General features: G+C 58.9%; 21 protein-coding genes and 1 tRNA gene. 10 read left to right on the forward strand and 12 right to left on the reverse strand.

All coding sequences use genetic code 11. From position 1 onward, the window contains the following. Positions 1-214: 214 nt before the first annotated feature. Positions 215-2,446 carry a heavy metal translocating P-type ATPase gene (locus C8265_RS07505; protein ID WP_240611010.1) on the reverse strand — a complete coding sequence of 744 codons (2,232 nt, stop codon included), beginning with the start codon at positions 2,444-2,446 and terminating at the stop codon, positions 215-217. Positions 2,447-2,537: 91 nt separating this feature from the next. Between C8265_RS07505 and C8265_RS07510 the strand changes: the two genes are divergently transcribed. From C8265_RS07510 to C8265_RS07540, 7 genes are all read left to right on the forward strand, one after another. Continuing rightward, positions 2,538-2,972: a MerR family transcriptional regulator gene (locus C8265_RS07510; RefSeq protein WP_108483392.1), complete on the forward strand. Its 435-nt coding sequence runs from the start codon at positions 2,538-2,540 to the stop codon at positions 2,970-2,972. Next, positions 2,969-3,304, forward strand: coding sequence for a YnfA family protein (locus C8265_RS07515; RefSeq protein WP_108483393.1), 336 nt, complete (start codon positions 2,969-2,971; stop codon positions 3,302-3,304). The genes C8265_RS07510 and C8265_RS07515 overlap by 4 nt, the downstream gene beginning before the upstream one ends. A 152-nt stretch (positions 3,305-3,456) precedes the next feature. Then, positions 3,457-3,705, forward strand: a complete 249-nt coding sequence (locus C8265_RS20040; protein WP_476703833.1) for a cation efflux transmembrane domain-containing protein — start codon at positions 3,457-3,459, stop codon at positions 3,703-3,705. A 20-nt stretch (positions 3,706-3,725) separates the two neighbouring features. Then, a complete protein-coding gene (locus C8265_RS20045; protein ID WP_476703834.1) occupies positions 3,726-4,076 on the forward strand; it encodes a cation efflux transmembrane domain-containing protein in 351 nt (116 codons plus the stop codon). An 11-nt stretch (positions 4,077-4,087) separates the two neighbouring features. Then, positions 4,088-5,020, forward strand: a complete 933-nt coding sequence (locus C8265_RS07525; RefSeq protein ID WP_108483394.1) for a cation diffusion facilitator family transporter — start codon at positions 4,088-4,090, stop codon at positions 5,018-5,020. A gap of 614 nt (positions 5,021-5,634) precedes the next feature. Beyond that, positions 5,635-5,820 (forward strand): hypothetical protein, encoded by a 186-nt coding sequence (locus C8265_RS07535; RefSeq protein ID WP_108483395.1) that lies wholly within the window; start codon positions 5,635-5,637, stop codon positions 5,818-5,820. A gap of 975 nt (positions 5,821-6,795) precedes the next feature. Then, entirely contained in the window at positions 6,796-7,242 is a 447-nt protein-coding gene (locus C8265_RS07540; RefSeq protein ID WP_108483396.1) for a hypothetical protein, read from the forward strand. A 680-nt stretch (positions 7,243-7,922) separates the two neighbouring features. Here the strand turns inward: C8265_RS07540 and C8265_RS07545 are convergent. From C8265_RS07545 to C8265_RS07565, 5 genes are all read right to left on the reverse strand, one after another. Next, a tRNA-Glu gene (locus C8265_RS07545) sits at positions 7,923-7,997 on the reverse strand. A 101-nt stretch (positions 7,998-8,098) separates the two neighbouring features. After that, positions 8,099-9,847, reverse strand: a complete 1,749-nt coding sequence (recJ, locus tag C8265_RS07550) for a single-stranded-DNA-specific exonuclease RecJ (protein ID WP_108483397.1) — start codon at positions 9,845-9,847, stop codon at positions 8,099-8,101. 149 nt (positions 9,848-9,996) lie between these two features. After that, positions 9,997-10,962, reverse strand: a complete 966-nt coding sequence (gene glpX, locus C8265_RS07555) for a class II fructose-bisphosphatase (RefSeq protein WP_108483398.1) — start codon at positions 10,960-10,962, stop codon at positions 9,997-9,999. 107 nt (positions 10,963-11,069) lie between these two features. After that, entirely contained in the window at positions 11,070-12,371 is a 1,302-nt protein-coding gene (locus C8265_RS07560) for a homoserine dehydrogenase (RefSeq protein ID WP_108483399.1), read from the reverse strand. A 77-nt stretch (positions 12,372-12,448) separates the two neighbouring features. Further along, positions 12,449-12,733: a hypothetical protein gene (locus C8265_RS07565; RefSeq protein WP_108483400.1), complete on the reverse strand. Its 285-nt coding sequence runs from the start codon at positions 12,731-12,733 to the stop codon at positions 12,449-12,451. 219 nt (positions 12,734-12,952) lie between these two features. Here C8265_RS07565 and C8265_RS07570 point away from each other — a divergent pair, with 219 nt between their 5' ends. After that, positions 12,953-15,679, forward strand: coding sequence for an ATP-binding protein (locus tag C8265_RS07570; RefSeq protein WP_108483401.1), 2,727 nt, complete (start codon positions 12,953-12,955; stop codon positions 15,677-15,679). A gap of 99 nt (positions 15,680-15,778) precedes the next feature. Further along, positions 15,779-16,255, forward strand: a complete 477-nt coding sequence (locus C8265_RS07575) for a hypothetical protein (protein WP_108483402.1) — start codon at positions 15,779-15,781, stop codon at positions 16,253-16,255. Here the strand turns inward: C8265_RS07575 and C8265_RS07580 are convergent. From C8265_RS07580 to C8265_RS07605, 6 genes are all read right to left on the reverse strand, one after another. After that, entirely contained in the window at positions 16,252-16,821 is a 570-nt protein-coding gene (locus C8265_RS07580) for a TadE/TadG family type IV pilus assembly protein (RefSeq protein ID WP_108483403.1), read from the reverse strand. The genes C8265_RS07575 and C8265_RS07580 overlap by 4 nt on opposite strands. Then, positions 16,818-17,330 (reverse strand): TadE/TadG family type IV pilus assembly protein, encoded by a 513-nt coding sequence (locus tag C8265_RS07585; protein WP_108483404.1) that lies wholly within the window; start codon positions 17,328-17,330, stop codon positions 16,818-16,820. The genes C8265_RS07580 and C8265_RS07585 overlap by 4 nt, the downstream gene beginning before the upstream one ends. Positions 17,331-17,338: 8 nt before the next feature. Continuing rightward, entirely contained in the window at positions 17,339-18,946 is a 1,608-nt protein-coding gene (locus C8265_RS07590; RefSeq protein WP_164512298.1) for a TadE/TadG family type IV pilus assembly protein, read from the reverse strand. Between the two features lie 244 nt (positions 18,947-19,190). Continuing rightward, positions 19,191-19,757 (reverse strand): TadE/TadG family type IV pilus assembly protein, encoded by a 567-nt coding sequence (locus tag C8265_RS07595; RefSeq protein ID WP_126623152.1) that lies wholly within the window; start codon positions 19,755-19,757, stop codon positions 19,191-19,193. Between the two features lie 17 nt (positions 19,758-19,774). Beyond that, positions 19,775-20,305, reverse strand: coding sequence for a TadE/TadG family type IV pilus assembly protein (locus C8265_RS07600; RefSeq protein WP_108483407.1), 531 nt, complete (start codon positions 20,303-20,305; stop codon positions 19,775-19,777). Then, positions 20,302-22,056 carry a pilus assembly protein TadG-related protein gene (locus C8265_RS07605; protein ID WP_108483408.1) on the reverse strand — a complete coding sequence of 585 codons (1,755 nt, stop codon included), beginning with the start codon at positions 22,054-22,056 and terminating at the stop codon, positions 20,302-20,304. The genes C8265_RS07600 and C8265_RS07605 overlap by 4 nt, the downstream gene beginning before the upstream one ends. 288 nt (positions 22,057-22,344) lie before the next feature. On the opposite strand from C8265_RS07605, the gene C8265_RS07610 reads away from it, so the two are divergent. Beyond that, a complete protein-coding gene (locus C8265_RS07610) occupies positions 22,345-22,938 on the forward strand; it encodes a DUF6151 family protein (RefSeq protein ID WP_108483409.1) in 594 nt (197 codons plus the stop codon). Positions 22,939-23,114: the final 176 nt, after the last annotated feature.

Raw genomic sequence — 23,114 nt, forward strand, 5'->3', positions numbered from 1 at the left:
CTCTCTTTCGAGTTCGGCTTCACGCCCCGGACGGCCAATAGCCCCGTAGTGGTGCGCGACCAGATGGCGGCCACCAGCGCGAAACCGAGCAGAAGCCCGATTCCAGTTGCAGCATGTTGAGCACTCGCGGCGGAACAGTACCCCGAGGTTTATGTTCTCAGCGCTCGGCCCTGCGGCATGGCAGCGGAACCATCGCCCTGCCGATGATCTGATCTCAGGCCTCACGTTCCGGATCAAACGCAAGAAGCCGCAGCGCGTTCAGCGTGACGAGCACCGTCGCGCCGGTATCGGCGAGGATTGCAATCCAGAGCCCGGTGATGCCAAGGATGGTCGTCACTAGGAACACCGCCTTGAGGCCGAGCGCGATCACCACGTTCTGCCTGATGTTGGCCATGGTCGCCCGGGAAAGCCGTATCTTGCCGGCCACATCGGTTACCCGGTTGCGGAGGATCGCGGCATCGGCAGTCTCAAGCGCGACATCCGTACCGGAGCCCATAGCCACGCCAATATTGGCGGAGGCAAGCGCAGGGGCATCGTTGATGCCGTCACCCACCATCATGACCTGGCCCTTGGCAGCCATCTCGCGGATCGCAGCGACCTTGTCTTCGGGCATCAACTCGGCGCGGTACTCAATGCCGAGGCCGTCTGATATGGCTGCCGCTGTGCGTCGGTTGTCACCGGTCAGCATCACCGAACTCACGCCGAGCGCCTTCAGCTGCTGGACCGCACGGGCGGCATCCTCTCGAGGCTCATCCCGAAGCGCGATGAGCCCGACAAGCTCGCTCCGGCGGAAGACTGCGACGACCGTCTTGCCCTCGTCTTCAAGGCTCGCCGCCCTCCGCCGCGCGCTGCCGTCGAGCACACCGTGCTCCTCCGCGAACCGTGGCGAGCCCACCCATGCCTGGTCACCCTCCACGACCGCCTCGGCCCCCCGGCCCGGGAGCGTTTTGGCGGCCGATGCGACCAAGGGCGCAATTTCCGCCGCTTCTGCGCGCGCCAGGATCGCCTCCGCCAAAGGATGGCTCGACCCCGCTTCGACGGCGGCAGCCAGCGCCAGCACCTCCGTCTCCGATACCGAGATCGGCACCACGTCCGTGACTCGCGGCCGTCCGTGGGTCAGGGTCCCCGTCTTGTCGAACGCAACATGAGTGATCGCCGCCGCAGCCTCGATCACGGCGCCTCCCTTCATCAGGAGCCCACGCCGCGCGCCGGAAGAAAGCGCAGAGGCGATGGAAGCCGGCACCGAGATCACCAGCGCGCAGGGACATCCGATGAGCAGGAGCGCGAGCGCGCGGTAGATCCACGTATCCCAGGCTTGCGCGAACGCGAGGGGCGGAATGATCGCCACCAGCACCGCAACCCCGACGACTGCGGGCATGTAGATACGGCTGAAACGATCGATGAAGCGCTCCGTCGGTGCGCGGGCACTCTCTGCCTCCTCGACCAGACGAATGATCCGGGCGATGGTGTTGTCCTCGGCCGACTTCGTGACCCGGACACGCAGCGCCGCCTCGGAATTGATCGAGCCTGCAAAAACCGGGGACCCCGGCTCCTTCAGCTTCGGCACACTCTCCCCCGTGACGGCGCTCTCGTCGACGCCCGAAGTGCCCTCGATCACCTCGCCGTCTGCCGGGACCCGGTCCCCCGGGCGCACCAGAACGATCTGGTCCACTTGCAAATGGTCGGCCGGTATCACCCGTGTCCTGCCGCCGATCTCGAGGAGCGCAGTCTTCGGCACCAGGCGAGCGAGCGCCCGGATCCCGTCGCGCGCCTTGTTCGCCGCCACGCCTTCGAGAACCTCCCCAACAGCGAAGAGGAAGACGACCAGCGCCGCTTCTTCTGCTGCATTGATGACGAGCGCGCCGGTGGCGGCGATGGTCATCAGCATCTCGATCGTGAACGGCATACCCGCTCGGGCGGACGCCACGGCGCGGCGCGCGATTGGCGCAACCCCGATGAGCGTGGCGAGGACGAATGCCCAGGTCGCCACGTCCTGGGAAGCGAGCAGTTTCACGGCCCATGCCGCCGCGAGGAGGAGCCCGGTGCCGATCACCAGTCTGCCCTTCGCGGTCCGATACCAACGGGAACCGGGCGCGGGTTGGCTCTCGGGCTCTGTCGATGCAGTGTCGGGCTCGCGTCCTGCGCCATCCTGCGCGCCGTCTGGCGACAACGACCGGTCGCCCGTCGGCAGCACGAAGCGTTTCCGGTCGGGGCTCGACCCTTTTGTCGCGATCCCGTAGCCGAGCCGCTTGACGGTCGCCTCAATCTGATCGCGCGGCGTCTGCCCTTCGTCGAGGGTTAGCCGAAGCCGCTCAGTCATAAGCGCCACGTCGACGTCCCTCACGCCCGGCAAGCGTTCGACCGCACCCCGGACCTTGTTGGCGCAGGACGCACAGTCCATCCCGGAAACCGTCCACTCGTAGGTTGCACTGTCGCTCGCTGTCATCACGCCCTTCCACCCGCCCAGCGGGCGACGTTGTATTTACTGAGTCGGGAATGTAAGATCTCTAGTAGCTATAGCTTCAAGAGGCAATCTGATGCTCACCATCGGAAAATTGGGTAAGGCGGCCGGCGTAAAGGTTCCGACGATCCGCTACTACGAGCAGATCGGGCTCCTGCCGGAGCCGGAGCGCAGCGCCGGAAACCAGCGGCTCTATGGGCAGTCGGCACTGGATCGGCTGGCGTTCATCCGACATGCGCGCGAGCTCGGGTTTCCGCTGGAGGCTATCCGGGACCTTCTCAGCCTCTCCGACAAGCCCGATCAATCCTGCGCAGCCGCCGACGTCATTGCGAAGAAACATCTTACCGCCGTCAAGGCCCGGATTGCGCGGCTGACGGCGCTGAAGGCAGAGCTCGAGCGCATGATCACGCAATGCGCACAGGGCACCGTGGCCGACTGCCGCGTGATCGAGGTGCTGAGCGATCATTCACGCGGCGCGCAGGACCACAGGACGTCCGGGGCCGCCGAATGACGGCGCTGCCGACCCTGGCGATTTATGCCGCCGCGGCTCTGGCCGAAATTGCGGGCTGTTTCGCGATCTGGGCTTGGTGGCGTCTCGGCGCCTCAGCGGTTTGGCTGGTTCCAGGCGTTGCGAGCCTGATCGCCTTTGGCTGGCTCCTGGCGCAGATTGACTCGGCCTTCGCCGGGCGCGCCTACGCAGCCTACGGGGGCGTCTACATCGTGGCGTCGGTCGCCTGGATGTGGCTGGCCGAAGGCGAGCGACCAGACCGCTGGGATCTCACAGGCGGCGTCGTTTGCCTTGCGGGCGCGGCCCTGATCCTGCTCGCCCCGCGCGGCGCTTGAACCTCTAGCGACTAGAGGAATTAGAACTGCCTCTCGGCCGATTCTTGGGGCAGCAGGCCTGCTTCTTTTCTGGCGAGGATCGAGTGGCTTGCGCATGCAGGGCAGATGAGGCCGCCTTGATCCGACGGCCGGCACGAACGGAGGCGAACCTGATGACCAAAGAACTGCCAAAGGATCCGGATGAACGTCAGCGCCGTACGCTCTGGACGGTTCTGCTGCTGAATGCGGCCATCGCCATCGGCTTTTTTGCGACAGGTGCATTGGGCGACTCCAGTGCGCTGATCGCCAACGGTCTGGACAACACCTCCGACAGCTTCGTGTACGCCATCAGCCTTTTCGCCCTGTCTCGTTCGGACAAATGGAAGCGTGCGGCCGCTAACGTGTCGGGGGGCTCCTGCTGATCTTCGCGGCCGGTATCCTGATTGATGCCGTCCGCCGTTTCTACACCGGTTCCGAACCACTCGGCCCGCTCATGATCTCCATGGCGCTCATTGCCGCGGTCGTTAATGGCATCTGCATCTGGCTCCTTGGTCGGCTCGAGGATCCCGACGTGAACGTCCGAGCGGCTAACACATTTAGTCTCAATGACTTCATTTCGAACGGCGGGATTCTCGTCGCAGGCGGTCTGGTCTGGTTGCTGGGCAGCAATTGGCCCGATCTGGTGGTCGGTATCGCGGTCGCCGGCGTCGCCGCCTGGGGCGGTATCGAAATCCTGCGCGACGCGCATGGCGAGCACCACAAGGCGGTCCATCAAGATGACGGCAAGACTTAAGCGAGAACACGATGTCTCACGACCATGGCCACGCACATATCGACCCCAAGTCCGGCGACCGACGGGTTTCCATTGCGATCTGGGCGAACGCGCTTTTGACGGTCGCCCAGATCGTCGGTGGCATCCTGTCCGGCAGCCTCGCCCTGATCGCCGATGCGCTGCACAACTTCTCCGACATGGCGTCGCTCGTGATCGCCTTCGCTGCGCGCAAGATCGCGCGGCGGCCCGCTGACGAGAGGATGACCTTCGGTTACGGCCGCATCGAAATCGTCGCCGCTCTGATCAACTACACCACGCTGATCCTCGTTGGCTTCTATCTCATCTACGAGGGCGGCATGCGGATGATCGACCCGCCCCAGGTCGCTGGCTGGACCGTGGTCATCCTCGGCGGTGTCGCGCTGGTGGTGGACACGCTGACGGCGCTGCTCACCTATTCGATGCAGAAGGGCAGCGTGAACATCCGTGCCCTTTTCCTGCACAACCTGTCGGACGCCCTGGCATCGGTCGCCGTGATCGTGGGTGGCGCGCTGATCATCCTTTACGACATGCGGTGGGTCGATCCGGCGATCACCATCGGCATCGCGCTCTATATCCTCTACTTGGCTTTGACCGAGATCGGTGGGCCGATCCGGACCCTGATGCTCGGCAGCCCGCCGGACATCGACAACGACGCGGTTGTCGCCGCGATGCGTGGCATCGACGGGGTGGCTGACATCCACCACGCCCATTTCTGGCAGATGGAAGAGCATGCTGCTGCGCTCGACACACATGTGGTGGTCGAGGTGACTGCATGGGATCGCCTCGAGGACATCAAGCACGCGATGAAGCGGGCGCTTGAGAGCGAATTCGGCATCACGCACTCGACGCTCGAGTTCGAGCGACAAGATCGGGCCCACCAGAATGCTAGCCTCTATGGACATGGAGGAAAGGAGGATGCGGACTGATGCGAGCTGCAGTGTGGTAACGATCCCAATGTCACTATAACGAAAACAATGACTTAGGGTGGAGAAGGTTGTCTTTCAGGCCCATCCCCTCCGCCATTATCCCCCATTGCGAACCACTCACACCGCCCTGACGGGCACGGATTTTTCCGTGTTATCAAAAGGCTTTGCGCGAACCGACCGACCTTCCGTAGCACCAAACCTGCAGCCCGTGAGTTCACACATTGGGTGGCAAACGTGGTTCTCCCAGCCATCCGCAAGGACGGTGGGTATATCGTGGGTGAAGAGAAGGTCGCCACTGGTGAGATGGACGAGGACGAGTTGATCCTCAAAGCCCACGACTTGTTGAAGCGTAAGGTCGAGCGGTTACGTGAAGAGAACGTGGGATGCTTGCAAAGCTCGCTGATAGCGCAAGTCACGCTGAGTTAACCATGATGCGCAAGCTCAAGGTAAAGGCGGATCACCATATGACCGATTCCAATGTGGCGACATTAGTTACTTCATAGCAAGGCATAGGCAATCGTATGTAATGCAATGTTATCAACATCTTATTGTGTTTCGCTTTTGTGAATCCTAGATTTCCGTAGGGGCTTAATCACAATCATAGGACAGTCATCATGGCCAATACCGAACAGACAACACGAGACCTCAAATCCCTCTGGGATATTGCCGACACCCGGATTGCAGAAATGACAGGGACTGCATTCTACAAGGTGCCGGGGGATACACCAAGTGAAGCTGAGATCGAAACTCTGGTGGACCTAAGAGGCCGTATTGCTGCGGCACTGGGTGAAGCAGCGTAGGGGGCGGCGCAAGGTAGACCCGCCGGTGATCTTAGGGTGACCGGTGGGCTTGCGTTCAGCATTCCCCATTCTTCATTGTTTGCCTGTACTGGCAGGTTGCTTTCAAGCTAAGGGCTAGGGCAATATTCCAGCGTGTTTGTTGGCGGAACAGCAGAGAGCCAGATTAAGGACCACCCTAGATATATTTGATGAACGATCTCTCCCAGAGTTCACCACTTGATCCGCCTTGTCGTTATCATGATGTTGCTGCGAAGCTCTTCAATGGGCGAGACCGAATTAGGGACCACCCACGAAGAGCCAAAACCTGAGCCAACCTAAGTGTCACCTTAATGTACACGCTCAGTCCTCCCCCGAATACCCGACACATACGATTGACACAGAACCTGCGTCGCCACCGACCTAGTCGGCTTGGGGGTCTTTCGGCAATCCAGCTACACACCCAAGGCCCACCTCAGACACCGACATACACCGCTAAAGACGCCATACCTTGTTACCACTGTGAGATGCTCATGGTTTCTTTGAAGTCCAGATGTAGGTTCTGCGGTATCGGATGCCGTTTGGCAGCGCACAGGGCCACACACAAGCCACCCTCTCAAACGATCCTGCAACGTGGGAAGGCCGATGCCTGCTTGCCGGACATGTCATCCGTAGCGCTACGTTCGTGATTACCATGAGCTTATCCCCGACACCTGATCGCTCGGGGTGCATTCATGGTTATCTAAGCGTGATCGTTGTTTGGTGATGACCACCATTATCAATCCATCTTGGTCATGCCTGATCTGCGGTCTCCATCTCTGACCAGCACTACGGGTCATCGCCCGTCGTTGTCTCAGAGTATCTCTGCATACAACTTTGCTTAACACGAACAGCCGACCCCAAGCCTCTCATTATATGTGCGGAGGCGGATTAGGTTCACCGTTGGTGTTCAGCTCTTGCCATCAACCACCCCCAATATCCCTCATGAAAGGAGCCGCCATGCTCGATGCCATGGCCAATGCGTTAGTATGCCCACGGTGTAACGCCGAGTTCGAACCGCGCCGATCCAACCAAAAGTTCTGTTCTCGTTCGTGCCAGAAAAATGCCACTCGGGGCAAACGCTCACAGGAACACCAAGACCGCTCTAAGCACCACTACGAGCGGTCCCGCCGTCTCTTCGAGATGATCTACAAGGCCCCTCCAAGTGAACGATTAGGGGTCATGAGACACATCCTGCTCTTCGTCCCAACAGATACCGGTCTCCGCAACATCCTCACCGATCCGGCGTTACTTTCGAAACCTCGTCGTGCGGATCATCGAATGAACATCGCCAAAGCAGCTGACGCATACACCAAGATGTTCTTTGGCGTATCGATCTCGACCTATGTCAGGAAGACTCGAAACGGTAAGCAACTGGAAGGCATCCCTGTCCGCTTGGGAAGCTGATTCAACCCGACCCCAAACATTGAACTTGGTTACGTCACGAGTATGACTGTCGCGTCCACCGGACGTCGCCCTTTACACCCTATCTCTGAGAAGCCGCAAAAGAAACCAAAGCCCTCGCCCAAGTGGCGGGGCTACATCCCAATTCGGTCACTGATTAAGAGGGTTCGATACCTGCCTGTTTCCCTACCTTTTTGGCTATCTATCATGGTTGTGCATCGTTCGTTGGCGGGGCGTTCATGCCAGCTCTGGGGCGGTATGGCGGTTCACAAAGAGGGCCTTCCAGCGAGCATATGAAGCATACCTCGCGCTGTATCGGTGTTTCCCAGTAGGCCGCACAAGCAGGCTCAGGAGGACTTCAAAGCGCTTGTCGTGGCGGCTGTAGGAAATCTGTGGCCTCCGTATGGTTGCACAAAGTTGCTAACACAGACGTTCAGTTGTTCTGTGAGGTCGATAGAAACGGCCTTGTGACGCCATGTACACCGCCGCCGCCTCCACATGTCGATTCTGCAATGTTGGAAGAACCCAAGTGATCCAGGGTTATGGTGCCGATAAAAGGATTGATCTCGTACGGCAGGCGCATAGAAGGCGCGATAAGTGGGACTGAAAATTGGGTATAAAACTAGGTACAGCCATGCCCAGGCTGGTCTTTAAGCTGTTGATTTCAAAGGAAAACATATAAGTGGCAGCCCGTAGGGGAATCGAACCCCTCTTTCCAGGTTGAAAACCTGGCGTCCTAACCGATAGACGAACGGGCCACTGTTGATGCGTTGGGGTTTAGGCAAACTGCGCGGGGAGGGCAAGTGGCATTTTGCATCTTTTTGTAAAAAAGATCGAAGTTCGGTGAGGCGGCTGGTGGTCAGGGCCTGGCGACATCTTCAAGGCGCAGCTGTGGGCGCGATTTCCCACCCCAGTGGTTGATTTCCAGCCGCCCGGCCATGTGAAAACGTGCGCCCCCGTGCGATTCGAGGGCCGGGCCGAGGGGGCCGTCAAATGCGCCAAAACAGATTGCGTCGATTCGGGCGCCCAGGCCGTCGCCGAAGGTCACCTTGAGGTGGCTGTCACCAACGCGGCGCGCGGCGTGAATCTGGCAATCGGGAAAGGCGAATCGCGGCGCAGGGGCGCCCATACCAAAGGGGCCGGCCTGTTCGATCTGTTCAATCAGCTCGGGCGTTGCGGCACCGGGCATCAAAAGCGCATCAAGACGCAATGCCGCGGGGCCACCGGTTCCGGCGCCTTGCCGGGCCAATAAATCGCCCAGTCGGGCCATGGCCGGTTCCAATTGCTCGGCGGTCACGCTCAGCCCGGCCGCCATCTTGTGCCCGCCGCCTTTTAACAGCACTCCTTCGCTGGCCAGGCGTTGGATCGCCGCGCCCAGATCGACACCCGATACCGACCGGCCGGAACCTTTGCCCATGCCATCGGCGTCGAACCCGATCACGACTGCCGGGCGACCAAAGGTTTCTTTCAGACGGGCGGCGACAATGCCGACGACACCGGGGTGCCAACCGGCCCCGGCGGCCCAGACCAACGGGCCATCACTGCCGCGGGCCTCAACCTGGGCCATGGCGGCGGCGCGCACGGCGGATTCGATATCGCGCCGCTCGGTGTTCAGCAGATCAAGCCGCTCGGCGAAGGCCTGCGCCTCGGTCAGGTTGTCGGTGGTCAACAACCGCGCGCCCAGATCGGCGGCACCGATGCGCCCACCGGCATTGACCCGCGGACCCAACAAAAACCCCAGGTGATAGGGCGTTGGCGCACCGTCCATCCGCGCCACATCGGCCAGGGCAACCAGACCGGGGCGGGCGCGCCGCGCCATCACTTTCAGCCCCTGGCGCACCAGTGCGCGGTTCACGCCGATCAAAGGGGCCACATCGGCCACCGTCGCCAGGGCAACAAGATCCAGCATCGCCATCAGGTCGGGCCCTTTGATGTTGTCCTGGCGCAATCTGCGGTTTGCCTCGACCAACATCAAAAATACCACGCCCGCCGCGCAAAGGTGGCCCAGATCGCCCGACTCGTCCTGGCGGTTGGGGTTCACCACCGCCACACAATCGGGCAGGGTTTCGCCGCCCTGGTGATGGTCAAGCACGATGACATCGGCCCCCTTGGCCGCCGCAATCGGACCATGGGACAGGGTGCCGCAATCGACACAGATGATCAGATCGTGGGTTCGGGCCAGATCGGCCATCGCGGCGTCGTTCGGGCCGTAGCCTTCGTCGATCCGGTCGGGGATATAAAGGGTCGCGCTCAGGTTCATCTGCCGTAACCACGTGATCAAAAGCGCCGCCGAAGCGCCGCCATCCACATCGTAATCGGCAAACACGGCGATCTGTTGTTTGTGTTTTACGGCTGCCAGAAACCGCTCGGCCGCGGGGGCCATATCGCGCAGAATCATGGGATCGGGCAGCAGATCGCGCAGGGCAGGGGCAAGAAACGCGGCGGCATCTGTGGGGGCGATGCCGCGCCGCGCCAAAACCGCCGACAGCGCGGGCGGCAGCCCGGTTTCCTGTGCCATCGCTTCGGCCAGACGGGTTTCATCGACGCTGGGCCCCACCCAAGGGCGCCCAAGAATTGACTGTTCCACACCTAAAAACGCGGTTGTCATTGGATCACCGGGCCTATTGTCCATTATCTGTATTGGTCAAGAAACCGATACCCTATCGCGCAGTCACAGACCATCCAAGGGGCCACGCCCCCTGTTTTTTCTTGCTGAAAATATCCAAATCCGATGGTCGGCCGCAGGCGCGAGCGGCGCTATTTCACGGGATTGCGATACGTCATGCGCCGCACCGATCCGGTTTTGCTGCGCATCAGGATCGTTTCGGCGGTCAGCATCCCGGGTTCGCGTTTGATTCCGGCCAGGATCGAGCCATCGGTGACGCCGGTTGCGGCGAAAATTACATCGGCCGTCACCATATCGTTCAAGGTATATACCCGATCAAGGTTGGTGATTCCGGCCTTTTTGGCGCGGGCTTTTTCATCGTCATTGCGAAACAGGAGCCTGCCGTAAATCTGCCCGCCCATGCATTTCAGCGCTGCTGCGGCCAATACGCCTTCGGGCGCGCCGCCGCTGCCCATATACATGTCGATGCCGGTTTCTTCGGCCTCGGCGCAATGAATGATGCCGGCCACGTCGCCATCGGTGATCAGCCGGATCGCGGCACCTGTGGTGCGGATTTCGGCGATCATCTCTTCGTGGCGTTCACGTTCCAGCACGCAAACGGTAATGTCTTCGGTGCTGCACCCTTTGGCGGCGGCCAGGGCCGACACACGTTCGCTGGGCGACATATCCATCGTCACAACGCCGCGCTTATACCCCGGTCCAACGGCCAGCTTATCCATATACACATCGGGCGCGTGCAACATGGAACCGCGCGGGCCCATGGCGATCACGGTTAACGCGTTGGGCATGTCTTTGGCGGTGAGGGTCGTGCCCTCAAGCGGGTCAAGGGCGATATCGACGGCGGGCCCGTTGCCGGTGCCGACTTCTTCGCCGATGAACAGCATCGGGGCCTCGTCGCGCTCGCCTTCGCCGATGACCACGACGCCGGCAATATCCAGCATGTTCAACTGATCGCGCATGGCGTTTACGGCGGCCTGATCCGCGGCCTTTTCATCGCCGCGCCCAATCAGGCGCGCACTGGCCAGTGCCGCCGCTTCCGATACACGGGCCAGGCCGAGGGACAGCATGCGGTCATGAAATTCGGTGGTCTGGTTCATCGGAAAATCCTTGTCACGGTGTGAAATGCATCTGGCATGGGCCTAATGGGTTGGCCCATGCCTGACAAGGCAGTTAGCGCAAACCAACCGCCGATGCCGGGCCGCGATTACACCTCTTCGATGCGCAACGCGACCGGATCACCCACCAGGACGCCGGTGCCCGCCATCCCCGCCAACGCCACATCCAGCGCATCGCGGGTGGTTTTGTGGGTGACGATCAGCACGGGTGCGCTACTGTCCTTGTGATCGTACTGGCGCATCCGGTCGATGGAAATGCCCGCATCCCCCAGAACAGTGGCAATTTTAGCCAGCGCGCCGGGTTTGTCCTGTAACCGTATCCGCAGATAGAATGGCGCCGGGGTGGGGGCGTTTGCGGGTTTTGCAACGGTCAATGTGTGGGCTGGCTGACCAAAGGTGCTCAGACGGGTGCCGCGCGCAATATCGATAACGTCGGACAACACGGCACTGGCGGTGGGGCCCATCCCTGCGCCGGCGCCGCGCAACACGGTCTGGCCCACACTGTCGCCTTCCAGCACGACCATGTTGGTGCCACCCTCAAGTTGCCCCAAGGGCGAGGCGGTAGGCACAAGGCAGGGGGTCATGCGTTGTTCCAACCCGCGGGCTGTCATTTGCGCCACACCCAACAGTTTGATCCGATATCCCATATCGGCGGCTTGGGTGATGTCATCAATGCTGATCCGCTGAATGCCCTCAAGCGTCACATTGTCAAAATCCACCCGGGTGCCAAAGGCGATGGCGGCCAGCAGCGCCAATTTATGGCCCGCATCAATGCCCCCCACATCCAGGTTTGGATCGGCCTCAAGATACCCCAGATCCGCCGCTTCGGCAAAGACCGCGTTATACCCGATGCCGCCACTTTCCATCCGGGTCAGGATGTAATTGCAGGTGCCGTTCATCACCCCCATGACCCGGCTCATTTCATTGCCGGCCAACCCTTCGGTCAGGGCCTTGACCACCGGAATACCGCCCGCGACCGCCGCCTCAAACCGCAATACGCTGCCTTTGGATTCTGCCAGTTCGGCCAATTCCTGACCGTGATGTGCCAGCATTGCCTTGTTCGCTGTCACCACATCCTTGCCCGCTTTCAACGCTGCGCGGGTGGCCTCCAATGCCGGGCCGGTATCGCCGCCCACCAGTTCGACAAACACATCCACATCATCGCGTGTGGCCAGCGCGACAGGGTCATTTTCCCATTCATATTCACCCAACCGCACACCGCGATCCTTGTCGCGGCTGCGCGCGCCGACGGCGGTGATCACGATGTCACGCCCGGTGCGCGCCGTCAGGCGGGCCGCCTGACGCTGGATGATTTTCACAACACCGGTGCCAACGGTGCCAAGACCGGCAATGCCAAGGCGCAAGGGCCCAGGGCCAGTGGGGTTCGTCATGGGGATGCTCCGTGGCTGATGGCGTTTGGCGCGGCTTACCGTGTTTCGCGCCCCGCTTCAACGCAGGTTGTTTGGGGCTAACGGGAATGGCGCGCGACGGCGGCGCGCATGCGCGCCTTGTCGGCGGGACTGACGGCACTGGCGCGCATGGCCAAAGCGCGGGCGCGCAACCGTTGCGCGCGCGCCACCAGATCGCGCGACTGGGTCGGATCGGCCAGCCAACCAGATTTTGCGCCATCCACAATGGGTGTCAGTGGGATCAACCGAGGGTAATCGGCCCGCGCGGTGGCGGATGGCGACGGCCCAAGATCGGGATAGCCCGAACAGGCCATCAACAACAGAAAAACGGCAAGGCGGGGCATGGTGATCCTTTGCGCGGCTTTGTGCCATTTAACCGCCTGTTGGTATGCCCGGCAAGGGCCGATGCCCCCCAACCATTGCATGTGACCGGATGCTGCCGTTAAGGGCGAGTGGAACACCGCCTCATTCAACTTGATCTTCGAATCAACTTTGGCTTGTGGCGCAGCGCCCGGTGGGCAAGACTGATTTGTACGCTTCTGGTATTGCGATAAGGCGACTTGATGACGGAATTGAACGCGGGCGATCTTTCAAACCTTGCCATTCTTCAGGCGCTCGCCGCCCCGATCTGGATATTCGATCTGGATCGCCATTCCATGTGGTGGGCCAACGCGGCTGGCCTGACGTTTTGGAAGGCTGACAGCCTTGCCGATCTGAAAGCCCGGGATTTTTCATCGGACAGCACCACCGTGCGCCGCAGGTTGCGCCAGATCGCGTGGTTGGCCGAGCGTGACCAGATGACATCGCAAACCTGGACATTGTACCCCGGAGAAGAGCCGGTGACCGTGGCCCTGCATTATCAACCGATCAAGATCGAAGATGGCCGCGATGCGATGCTGATCGAAATCATCAAGACCCATGACACCGGCCCCGATGCCGCCTCTGTGCGCCTGCGCGAAACGATGCGCTATTCCGGCGTGATGCTCAGCATGTATTCGATGTCTGGCACGTTGCTGGTGCAAAACGCCCCGGCCTTCGATTGTTACGGCGGCAGCCCCGGCAATGACGCCATCATTGAACGCCTTGGCAGTCAGGAAAGCGCAATCGATCTGTTGGGCGCCATTGCGCAATCCCATGTGTTCGACGCCGAAATCGAAGTTGCAACGCTGGCGGGCAAACGGATGCACCGGGTTCGGGCCCATCGCGGGCGCGATCCGATCACCGGCGAGGTTGTGGCCGTTGTCAGCGAAGACGACATTTCAGATATCATCCGGTTGCGCAACGAATTGTCAGGGTTGAACTCTGATCTTGAGCGGCGCGTGTCGGAGCGCAATGAGAGCCTGAGAATCAGCGAGGAACGGTTTTCATTGGCGATGCGCGGGGCCAATGACGGGCTGTGGGATCATGATTTTGAAACCGGCGAAACCTATCTTTCGCCGCGCTGGCTGGAAATGCTGGGCTATGACGAAAAGAGTGGCGCAGATCTGGATCAACCGACGATCCTGGCACGGGTCCACCCCGAGGATCGCGCGCAGGTTGAACAGGAAATGTTGCACGCCCCGCCCGATGAATCCGTTACCCGGGAAATTGAATTTCGCATCCGACACAAACTGGGTCATTGGGTCGATGTTTTATCGCGCGCCTTCGTGGTGGTGCGGGATGGCAAGGTGGCGCGGATGGTTGGCACCCATGTCGATATTTCCGAACGCAAACGTCACGAGCGCGCCCTGCGCCGGTTAAAGGAAATCCTGTTTGAAGGCAGCGCGGCGTTGCCATTGGCGCTGGCTTATTACAATCAGGATTTCAGATTGGTGATGCACAATACGCGCTACAAGGACATGTTGCCGCGCAGCGCGCATATTTTGGTGCCCGGTGTCCGGTTCGAAGACATCCTGCGCAACGCGGCCCCGGAAATTGCGGCCGAACTTGGCTATGATAATCCAGAGGATTTCATTCAGGATCGGTTGCAATCTGCCCGGGTTGCGCCGCGCACCTGGATTCACAGCCAACCTGACGGGCGCATTGTAAAAGCCACCGAAGTACCCACCAGCGGCAATGGCGTCATTTCCCTGATCGAAGATATCACCGAAGAACGGGCGCGCCAGAAGTTGCTTCAGCAAGCCCAGAAAATGGAGGCGATCGGCCAACTGACCGGCGGTGTCGCCCATGATTTCAACAATCTTCTTGCCGTGATCATGGGCAATCTTGAACTGCTGCAACTTGAGGCGGAAACCGGTGTGCTGAATATGGAGGATGCCAATTCCTTCATCGGTGCGGCGATACAGGCGGTGAAACACGGCGCCGATCTGACCAACAGCATGTTGGCCTATGCCCGCAAGGCCCGTCTGGCCCCCTCGGTTCTGGACCCAAACCAGACCGTGCGCGAAACCGAACGCTGGATGCGGCGCACCATTCCTTCGAATATTGAAATCGAAACGGTGCTTCAGGCTGGCATCTGGCCGATCCGTGTCGATCAAAGCTCGTTACAAAGTACGTTGGTCAATCTGATCGTAAATGCCCGCGATGCGATGGAAAATGGCGGCAAACTGACCATTGAAACCGCCAATTTGCGCATTGATGATACCTATCTGGAAACCAGATCAGAGACCATTTCTGTTGGGCGTTATGTAATGGTGGCCGTGTCGGACACGGGCGATGGCATCGCGCCGGATGTGATTGAACAGATTTACGATCCGTTCTTCACCACAAAAACGGTGGGCAAAGGCACCGGATTGGGGTTGTCGATGGTCGAAGGGTTCGTGAAGCAGTCAGGCGGCACGATCCGGGTGTATTCAGAACCGGGCAAAGGCACCAGTTTCAAACTGTATTTCAAGGCCGAGATGCCCGGTGAATCCCCCCAGCCAGCCATCGCCAGAAAACGGGCAAAGACCCCAGGTGGCAAGGATTCTCGCGCCCGGATATTGTTGGCCGAAGACAAACCCGAAGTGATGATGGTGCTTGAGCGCACGTTATTGGCTGCCGGGTATGACATTGTCAGCGCCAGCACGGGCGATATCGCATTTGCGCAGTTTCAGGCCGACCCGGATTTTGATCTTGTGGTGACCGATATCGTCATGCCGGGGCGGTTGCAGGGGCCGGATCTGGCCAGGGAATGCCGGGATTTGCGGCCAGACACGCCGTTTATTTTTCTGTCGGGCTATGCCTCCGAGGCGACGGTGCATGGCAACGGGTTGTTGCCCGACGATATCCGGCTGATGAAACCCGTGTCGCGCGCGGATCTTTTGCGCGCGGTTGAAAAGTGCCTGAGCCTTGAAAAGGGCCAAACGTAGCGGCGCAGATATCTTTGAAACTGCGGTGGCTGGCGAAACGGCTCGATTTCAGGTTTGGTATGGGATAGGCGCAGGGGAACCCAATTCAGAGGCCCGCCCATGTCAGATATCATCGCCGTTGTTTCGCCCTCTCCGATGCGCCGGGTGGTTGGCGTTGGGATCATGACGGCGCTGGGCGGCGTGATGATTTACATGGGCGTGGTTTCGGCGGCGTCGTTTGGGGGGCGGGTGGCGTTGCTGGTGTTTGCCACGGTGGCGCTGTGGGGGGCGGTGCACCTGTGGCAATCGACCCTGAACCGGATTGAACTGACCGACACCGAATTGCGCACATCCGACGGTATCTTGTTGGCCCGGATCGATGACATCACCGGCATCGACCGCGGAACATTTGCCGCCAAACCGTCAAGCGGATTCGTTTTGAAATTGGCGCACCGGCACAAACCGGGCTGGGCACCGGGGCTGTGGTGGCGCACACCGCGCCGGATCGGGGTGGGCGGTGTGACCGGCGCGGGCGAGGCGAAATTCATGGCCGAGTTGTTGACAGAACGGATCGCCGCGCGAGGCCAAAAACCCTAGGATGTGGTGCTGCCTGTCCACAACAGCTGTGGCACGAACCTTGGCGAGGTGATGACACGGTTGGCAAATTCGGTTTCCGACAGACCAATCGCAAAGGGTGGTTTATAATCCATCCAGGTTTCCACGATGATTGCCGTATCCGCATTGGCCAGAACCGGAATGGCATCTTTCAACTGCTTGAGATTGGCCTTGGTCGTTTTGGGTTTTGACGCATCGTTGCTGTAGGACCAGACCAATTTGTGCTCATCCGTATCCGAAAGATAATACACCACGGTGATGCGCATTTTCGTGTCATGGCTGTCGTTGGTCAGAAATTCGTGATAGCGGCCCAGCCCGGTCATGAAATCCTGATCCACCGGATTCCATTGCCGGGTCAGCAGATCGCTGATTGTATAGGTCGCGCGCAGGTTAAGCGCCTGCATGCGGTAGCCATCGACAAAGGTATATGTGGCCAGCATGCCCCATAACAACATCGGAACAATAAGAGCGGTTTCAATCGCATAACTGCCGTTTTCATCGCCAGTAAAAAGGCGCAGCTTTTTTTGGATATATGTGAGAGTTTTCATGTCGGCTCATTCACAAAAAAGGTGGATGCCATCATTCTGTACCCGCCATTGACAACCGGCGGCAAAATCGCGCCAAGGCCAATTGCCGGAAAGATCGGATCGTGCAGGTAACAAAATCGGATCAGCATGATTTCGTTTTTTGACCCCGAGGTGAAATTGATCACCGGGTTGGAAACCTGATTGCGCTCGACGCAATCGCCGTTGCCTTCCCAATAACTGAAACCGCGGGTTTTGACCGGGCCCATTTCCAATTTCATGTTGTCCATGCAATCGCCCAAAAGCAGCGCCTCATCACAGACCGCCTGTTTCAACACGATCGGATCGCGGTATTCCGGTTTGCCAAGACGCAGATCACGCACCACGATATCCATTGAACGTTCCAACATCGCTTGGCGCAGTTGGATAGAGCCCATTTCCGCCGACATCATGAAGATCCCCATGACAATCGGAAACATCAGCGAAAATTCGAGTGAGGCAATGCCATCTTCGCGGGCCAGAAACCTTTTCATACGCTGGATCATTGGATCAGCCTCAGTTGGTTGATGGTCGAGGCGATGGCAGAGAATGCATAGATGATTTCATCACCTTCGACGTCGAAATAATGATTGGGCGAAGAGGCGCATTGTTTCATCAGGCGCGCATCCTCGTCGGTGATTTCAAAAGCGACGGTAAAGATCAGAATGCCGTTGGCCTTGGCCGCGTTACAGATTTCGACCAGACGATTATCTTTGGTCCGGGCGCTGATTGTTCGATAGGGCGCATAGTACCAGTCGTAATAAACCTGGCTGTTGTTGTTCTGTCGGTACCACATGTAATAAGCGTTATATTGCGTTGACGCCGATGCCCAAAGTTCGGGATATGTCAGTTGTTTTGTGTTTGCGTCACCGCCATCGCGGGTATTGTTCCAGCTGTCGGAGGCAGGCAGGTACCAGCGTTCATTGGCGGTCCAATCGCCGTCTTCCCAACCGTTTTCCGGGTGATCCACGCTAAACCGCCAGCGCCCGCGCGAATCCTGATAACCCCAGACATCTGACAGGCCGCCGCTGAATTCATCGCGCAATTCGTATTGGGTGGTGTTGGCGCCATCGGTCATCAACACCAACACTTTCATGCTGTTGGGATGATTATAATCGAAGGGGCGATTGTCAAACGTGGGGTCCACCTTTCCCGCGTCAACCAACCCTTGGGTCACGGGGCGAAACGACGGATCAAGCAGGGCCGCGCCCCATTTCGCGCCGATTTCAGTAGAGGTGTTTCCATCGGGATCAAGCGCGTCGATCTGCGCAAGCAGCGCATTGCGATTTTCGGTCACCGGCTGTACGATAAACGGCGCATCATTGCGACAAACCGGTTTGCTGATCGGGGATGTGCGTGTCCAGGGATCGAAATGGCCGGTTTGATTGCGGACTTCCTGCGGCAGCTCGGTGTGATCGTAATCGCCATCCTGAAGATCGACGCAATGGGAATAATCGTGGGTGTAATCGAGTGTCAGCTGTTCAGCGATGCCAGAGCCCACGTTGACCTGGGTGGAATATGGCACAATCGAAAGTGAAACTTCGCCTGCTGCGCCTGCGGTTCTTTCATCGGACAACACGGTGTTCACAAAACTGCGGGCGGCATTTTTCATCCGGGGCAGACGCCCATCAGATCCCATTGATCCGGAAATATCCAAAACCATCGATATTTCGATATCGCTGATTTCTTCGTGGGCGGTTCCAAAAGCCCTTGCAGGCATGGACGAAATGCCAAGCGTGTGCATGAACAAAGTGCTGACATCGACGGACGAGTCAGCCGTCACAGTGCGCGAATTGATGTTTTCGACCACTGTTGTGCTGTTCAGGTGATCACGCAAACCGGCCTTGTCGAAATAATCTTCGACAACTGCGGTGGGATCCAGCCGTTGGTCCAGATCGGCGGCGGCCAAAACTGCGGTATCCACGGTGTTTTGCAGCCCCAAACGCGAAAATTCGTTGCGCATGATATCAACGGAAATCCCGCCGATAAGCAGGATCGCCATAAACAGATACAGCGAAAACAATATCATCGATCCATCTTCGTCGCGGGCAAATCCGGCAATATTCAAGCGTCGGTTGCCGGGCCTCGCTGGATCTTTTTTATGTGTCACAAGCTGACTCCCAAGGTTGTCTTGGATGCAGGACATGCACCGCCGTGGATCAGGTGTGACGAAGATGTTCGTCGGAATTTAGACGCAATTAAGACGTTTCACGACGATTTATGGCATCTTTTAGGTTTTTGATGGGTATTGGAACCGCTCATTTTTCTGCGCCAAAACAGGAACGGCGGCACCCGGCATGGGCACCGCCATTCTTTCCGGGGGCAAGGATTGGGGCTCTGCCACCCGAAAACCGTCAGGTGTTGGCAGCGGCCTGACCTTCCCACAAAAGTTGCGGCGCAAATCGCGGGCTGGTTACCAGAAAGTTGTAAAGCGTCGTATCGGTCAGGCCCATGACAAAGGCAGAGCGATAATCCATCCAGGTTTCGACCGTGATCACCGTATCGCCATCGGCGGTGACTGGCAGGCGGTCAATGGCGTTTCCTGCTGTTGCCTGGGTATATCCCGAAACGGTGCCGCGCCCCTCGGACCACATCAGATCGAACTGATTGTCAGTCCCGTCAAAGCGAAACACCGATATCCTCAGCGATTTCTGATATCCGCGGTTTACCAGAAAGCCAAAAAGGTTTTCAGCGCCGTTGATATAGGCGTCATTCACCTCATCGGTTTCGCGCGACAGGATATCACTGATCGTGTGCGCCGCCTTGACGTTCACATTGGCCAGACGCAGCCCGTCAAAATAGCTGTACATCGCCAGGATGGCCCAGGCCAACATCGGCAACATCAGGATCGCCTCGACAGAATAGCTGCCTTGGCTGTCGTGTCGAAACCGGCTCAGGCTGTTTCTTAGGCAGAGTTTCATAGGGATAATCCTTAAACTCAGGGTTCATTGACAAAGGCGGCGGTCGAGATTGCGGCGTAATCGCCGGCACCGTCCTTGGGCAACATCAGACCCAAAGCGGTGGTGGGAAAGATTGGGCGCACCTTGACGCAGGCGCGCACCAACATCAGCGCACTGGGCTGGCCGGGCACGAACCGGGTAATCGGTGCAATGGTATCGCTGCGATCCTGGCATTCGACAGCCGGGCCAATCGTGTTCCACTGGCCGCGGGGGACATTGCGCAATTCAACGCGCAGGTTTTCCATGCAATCGGGAATCAGCAACGCCTGATCGCAGATCAGTTGTTTCACCTGATCATGGGTGGGGGGCCTGTTGGGGTTGATGCGTACGGCGCGCATGGCAATATCGGTGCCACGCTCCAACATCACGCTGCGCATGTTCAAAAGGCCGGCCTCGGCCCCGGACATGAACATCCAGATGATCGGCGTGACCAGGATAATGAACTCAATCGTTGGCCCGCCGTCTTCGTCGCGGCGAAACCGGCGCAAAAGGGTGAAAAGCCGTTTCATTGTGTCAGCCTCAGTTTGGAAATCGTATTGGCAATCTGGTCAAACGCGGCTTCCAGGTTATCGCCGACAACGCGAATGAAATAATTCGGTGTACTCGCGCATTGGCCCATAATACCGGCCGAATGGTTGGTGACTTCAAAGCCGATGGTGAAAATCGTCGCCCCCTGGTCGCGCAATTCGTTGCACAGGGTCAAAAGCCGGGTATCTTTGGTCGGCCCTTCGACGGCGCGCCAGACATCGCGATAAAACTGGTTCATCGGCCTGGACGAATTGTGCCGCGTGCGCACCCAACTGCTGGCAAAGTGGCGCACCGCCATTTCATTCCACAGGCTGGCATAATCCAACTCGACGGGCGGCTGGTTTGTGGGGCTGAGCGCGTTGACCAGCGCCCTTTTCAGTGCCGCACGCTGCCATGCATTGCCGTTCGTGACTTCAAGTTGGGAAAGATCCAGACCAATGGGATCGTTGGTCCAACCCCGGGCAATGGTGACATTGCTGGACAGGCCCGTCACACTGCGCGGTATGGTGAAACCGCGGGTCCAATAGCGTTCGTTATGGATGCCATCGCCGTCCTCATCGCCGTCTTCCGGGCTGTCCCAAGAATAAAAATGCACCGGCAACAGCGGTGCAGGGGTCCACCGCCACATGCCCGACGGGCCGCTGGCATAATCTGGATTGATTTCCTGCTGGGTGGTGTTCACGCCATCGGTCAGAACCACGATAAATTTTTCGGTGTTGCCACGATTCCAGTTATAGGGCCGATCGCGATGTGCATCTTCGACCTCGCCGATATCTGCAAGACGGGTGGTGATCCGCCGTGCGCTCGGGTCCAGAAACGCGGCGCCCCATTTCAATCCGATCTCGATCGACGTGTTGCCATCGGCCACCAGATCATTGATCGCGCCTTTGATCGCGTCAGGGTCGCTCATCACTGGTTTGACGATCTGATCATCCTCGGCGCGGCAAACATAAAGCTGGGGTGTTTGGTTGGAATACCACTGATCGAAATGCATCGTGTGACCGTAGGCATCATCGGCCCGGATGACTGTTTCGTCAAAATCGGCATTTTCAAACGCCAGACAGTGGGAATAATCGTGATTCTGGCTCACCCCCAGTTCATCCATGATTTCAGGGCCCGCGTTCACATGGGTGGAATAGGGCACCAGGTTCATGGTGATGCGATCCGGATCGCCCGATGTGTACACCTTGTCGACAAACCGGGTGGCGGCCGATTTCATATCGGCCAGTTTTGACGTGCTGCCAACGGCGGTACTGGCCCAATTCATGGAATTGGACACATCCAGCACAAGCGAGATTTCCAGATCGGTGCGCGCCTCGGTCGCGACCGAGGTCGAACGGGGCGTCAGGGTATCAATCCCGGTGTGGTTCCAGAAATTCAGAAACATGGTGCGCTGCACCTTTTCCGTTTCAATGTGAACCGTGCGATTGTTGACCCCCTGGGTCACCCGCACATCTTTTAAATAGGCATCCATCCCTTCTTTTTCGAAATAGGAGGCGACAATCTGTTGCGCGGGCAGGTCCTGATCCAGATCGGCGGCGGCCAGCGCGGCACGATCGCTCAGGTTTTGCAGGCGGGTGCGGTTGTTTTCAAACACCATGATATCGATCGAAATACCGCCGATGATTACCATGCAGATAAACAGAAGCAGCGCAAAAGCGGTCAGGGATCCGTCTTCTTCGCGGGCGAACCGATGGGTCATGGCCGGCGTTTCAGTAACCTTGATTGACATCACTACCCTCGCATTTGGCCCGGAACCGGGTTTTATCGCGTCGTATTTCGCATAATTTTTAAAAGGCGCTGCAATTCAGGCAGGAATGTGGCGACACCGGGTCAAACCCGCGCCATAAAACCGCGCCTGTCACCGATTTCCGCCCGGGCCTATTACTGTTTACAATGTCACTACAATTTGAACCTATTCTGCCATAGCCTGTTCAAAGGCCGCGCTCTGTATAAACCGGGAGCGGTTAACATCAGGTCAAGTTTTCGGATGATTCGCAGCCATTCAGAGGGGAAAGCGATGGCCAGGGATGTATCGTTTCGCTGCAAATGTGGCCGCGTTCAGGGCAATTTGCGCGGCGTTGGGCCGGGGGCAGGGTGCCATCTGGTCTGTTATTGCGCCGATTGTCGCGCCGCCGCGCGCCATCTGGGCCAACTTGATCAATTGTTGCCGGGCGGTGGCAGCGCGCTTTATCAAACCTTGTCATCGCGCGCCACCATTGACCTTGGAGGCGAATATATTGCCTGCCTGCGGCTGTCGCCAAAAGGGCTGCACCGATGGTATGCGGCCTGTTGCAATCGCCCCCTGGCCAACACGGTTGGCACGGCAAAAATGCCGTTCATCGGATTTTGGCGGCCCGTGTTCAGTGACCCAGCCGCGCTTGGGCCGGTGCAATCCCACGGGTTTACCAAATACGCCCTGCGCGAACCCGGCGCGCCGACAAAAGACCGAGGCATGGCGATCATGGCGTGGGGCATGTTGCGCCGTACCGCCATGGCCTATGCCACGGGCACAGTGTACCCGCACCCGTTTTTCAATCCCGACGGAACGCCATTGGTCACGCCCGCGGTTTTGGACCCGTCACAGCGCGCCGCCGCCTATCGCGATCCGTAGACACATTTGGCCCCTCGCCAAATTGCCGGTGACTTTTTAGCGTCGGACCATAGCCGCAATTCGGAACCTGTGATGACCTATAATGCCCTGCCCATGCCTAAAAAGGGGTTAACCGGCAATCGCGGTTGGAAGCCTGTCTGGCGCGATCCGGGCGAAAAAGCTGGGCATGGTTGCGG

It is taken from the genome of Oceaniglobus ichthyenteri (assembly GCF_003057885.1).
Taxonomy (GTDB): domain Bacteria; phylum Pseudomonadota; class Alphaproteobacteria; order Rhodobacterales; family Rhodobacteraceae; genus Oceaniglobus; species Oceaniglobus ichthyenteri.

What these genes read in the sequence shown, in the direction of transcription:
- C8265_RS07505 (WP_240611010.1), bottom strand. Translation starts at nt 2,446, where the DNA reads ATGACAGCGAGCGACAGTGCAACCTACGAGTGGACGGTTTCCGGGATG.
- C8265_RS07510 (WP_108483392.1), top strand. Translation starts at nt 2,538, where the DNA reads ATGCTCACCATCGGAAAATTGGGTAAGGCGGCCGGCGTAAAGGTTCCG.
- C8265_RS07515 (WP_108483393.1), top strand. Translation starts at nt 2,969, where the DNA reads ATGACGGCGCTGCCGACCCTGGCGATTTATGCCGCCGCGGCTCTGGCC.
- C8265_RS20040 (WP_476703833.1), top strand. Translation starts at nt 3,457, where the DNA reads ATGACCAAAGAACTGCCAAAGGATCCGGATGAACGTCAGCGCCGTACG.
- C8265_RS07525 (WP_108483394.1), top strand. Translation starts at nt 4,088, where the DNA reads ATGTCTCACGACCATGGCCACGCACATATCGACCCCAAGTCCGGCGAC.
- C8265_RS07535 (WP_108483395.1), top strand. Translation starts at nt 5,635, where the DNA reads ATGGCCAATACCGAACAGACAACACGAGACCTCAAATCCCTCTGGGAT.
- C8265_RS07540 (WP_108483396.1), top strand. Translation starts at nt 6,796, where the DNA reads ATGCTCGATGCCATGGCCAATGCGTTAGTATGCCCACGGTGTAACGCC.
- recJ (WP_108483397.1), bottom strand. Translation starts at nt 9,847, where the DNA reads ATGACAACCGCGTTTTTAGGTGTGGAACAGTCAATTCTTGGGCGCCCT.
- glpX (WP_108483398.1), bottom strand. Translation starts at nt 10,962, where the DNA reads ATGAACCAGACCACCGAATTTCATGACCGCATGCTGTCCCTCGGCCTG.
- C8265_RS07560 (WP_108483399.1), bottom strand. Translation starts at nt 12,371, where the DNA reads ATGACGAACCCCACTGGCCCTGGGCCCTTGCGCCTTGGCATTGCCGGT.
- C8265_RS07565 (WP_108483400.1), bottom strand. Translation starts at nt 12,733, where the DNA reads ATGCCCCGCCTTGCCGTTTTTCTGTTGTTGATGGCCTGTTCGGGCTAT.
- C8265_RS07570 (WP_108483401.1), top strand. Translation starts at nt 12,953, where the DNA reads ATGACGGAATTGAACGCGGGCGATCTTTCAAACCTTGCCATTCTTCAG.
- C8265_RS07575 (WP_108483402.1), top strand. Translation starts at nt 15,779, where the DNA reads ATGTCAGATATCATCGCCGTTGTTTCGCCCTCTCCGATGCGCCGGGTG.
- C8265_RS07580 (WP_108483403.1), bottom strand. Translation starts at nt 16,821, where the DNA reads ATGAAAACTCTCACATATATCCAAAAAAAGCTGCGCCTTTTTACTGGC.
- C8265_RS07585 (WP_108483404.1), bottom strand. Translation starts at nt 17,330, where the DNA reads ATGAAAAGGTTTCTGGCCCGCGAAGATGGCATTGCCTCACTCGAATTT.
- C8265_RS07595 (WP_126623152.1), bottom strand. Translation starts at nt 19,757, where the DNA reads ATGAAACTCTGCCTAAGAAACAGCCTGAGCCGGTTTCGACACGACAGC.
- C8265_RS07600 (WP_108483407.1), bottom strand. Translation starts at nt 20,305, where the DNA reads ATGAAACGGCTTTTCACCCTTTTGCGCCGGTTTCGCCGCGACGAAGAC.
- C8265_RS07605 (WP_108483408.1), bottom strand. Translation starts at nt 22,056, where the DNA reads ATGTCAATCAAGGTTACTGAAACGCCGGCCATGACCCATCGGTTCGCC.
- C8265_RS07610 (WP_108483409.1), top strand. Translation starts at nt 22,345, where the DNA reads ATGGCCAGGGATGTATCGTTTCGCTGCAAATGTGGCCGCGTTCAGGGC.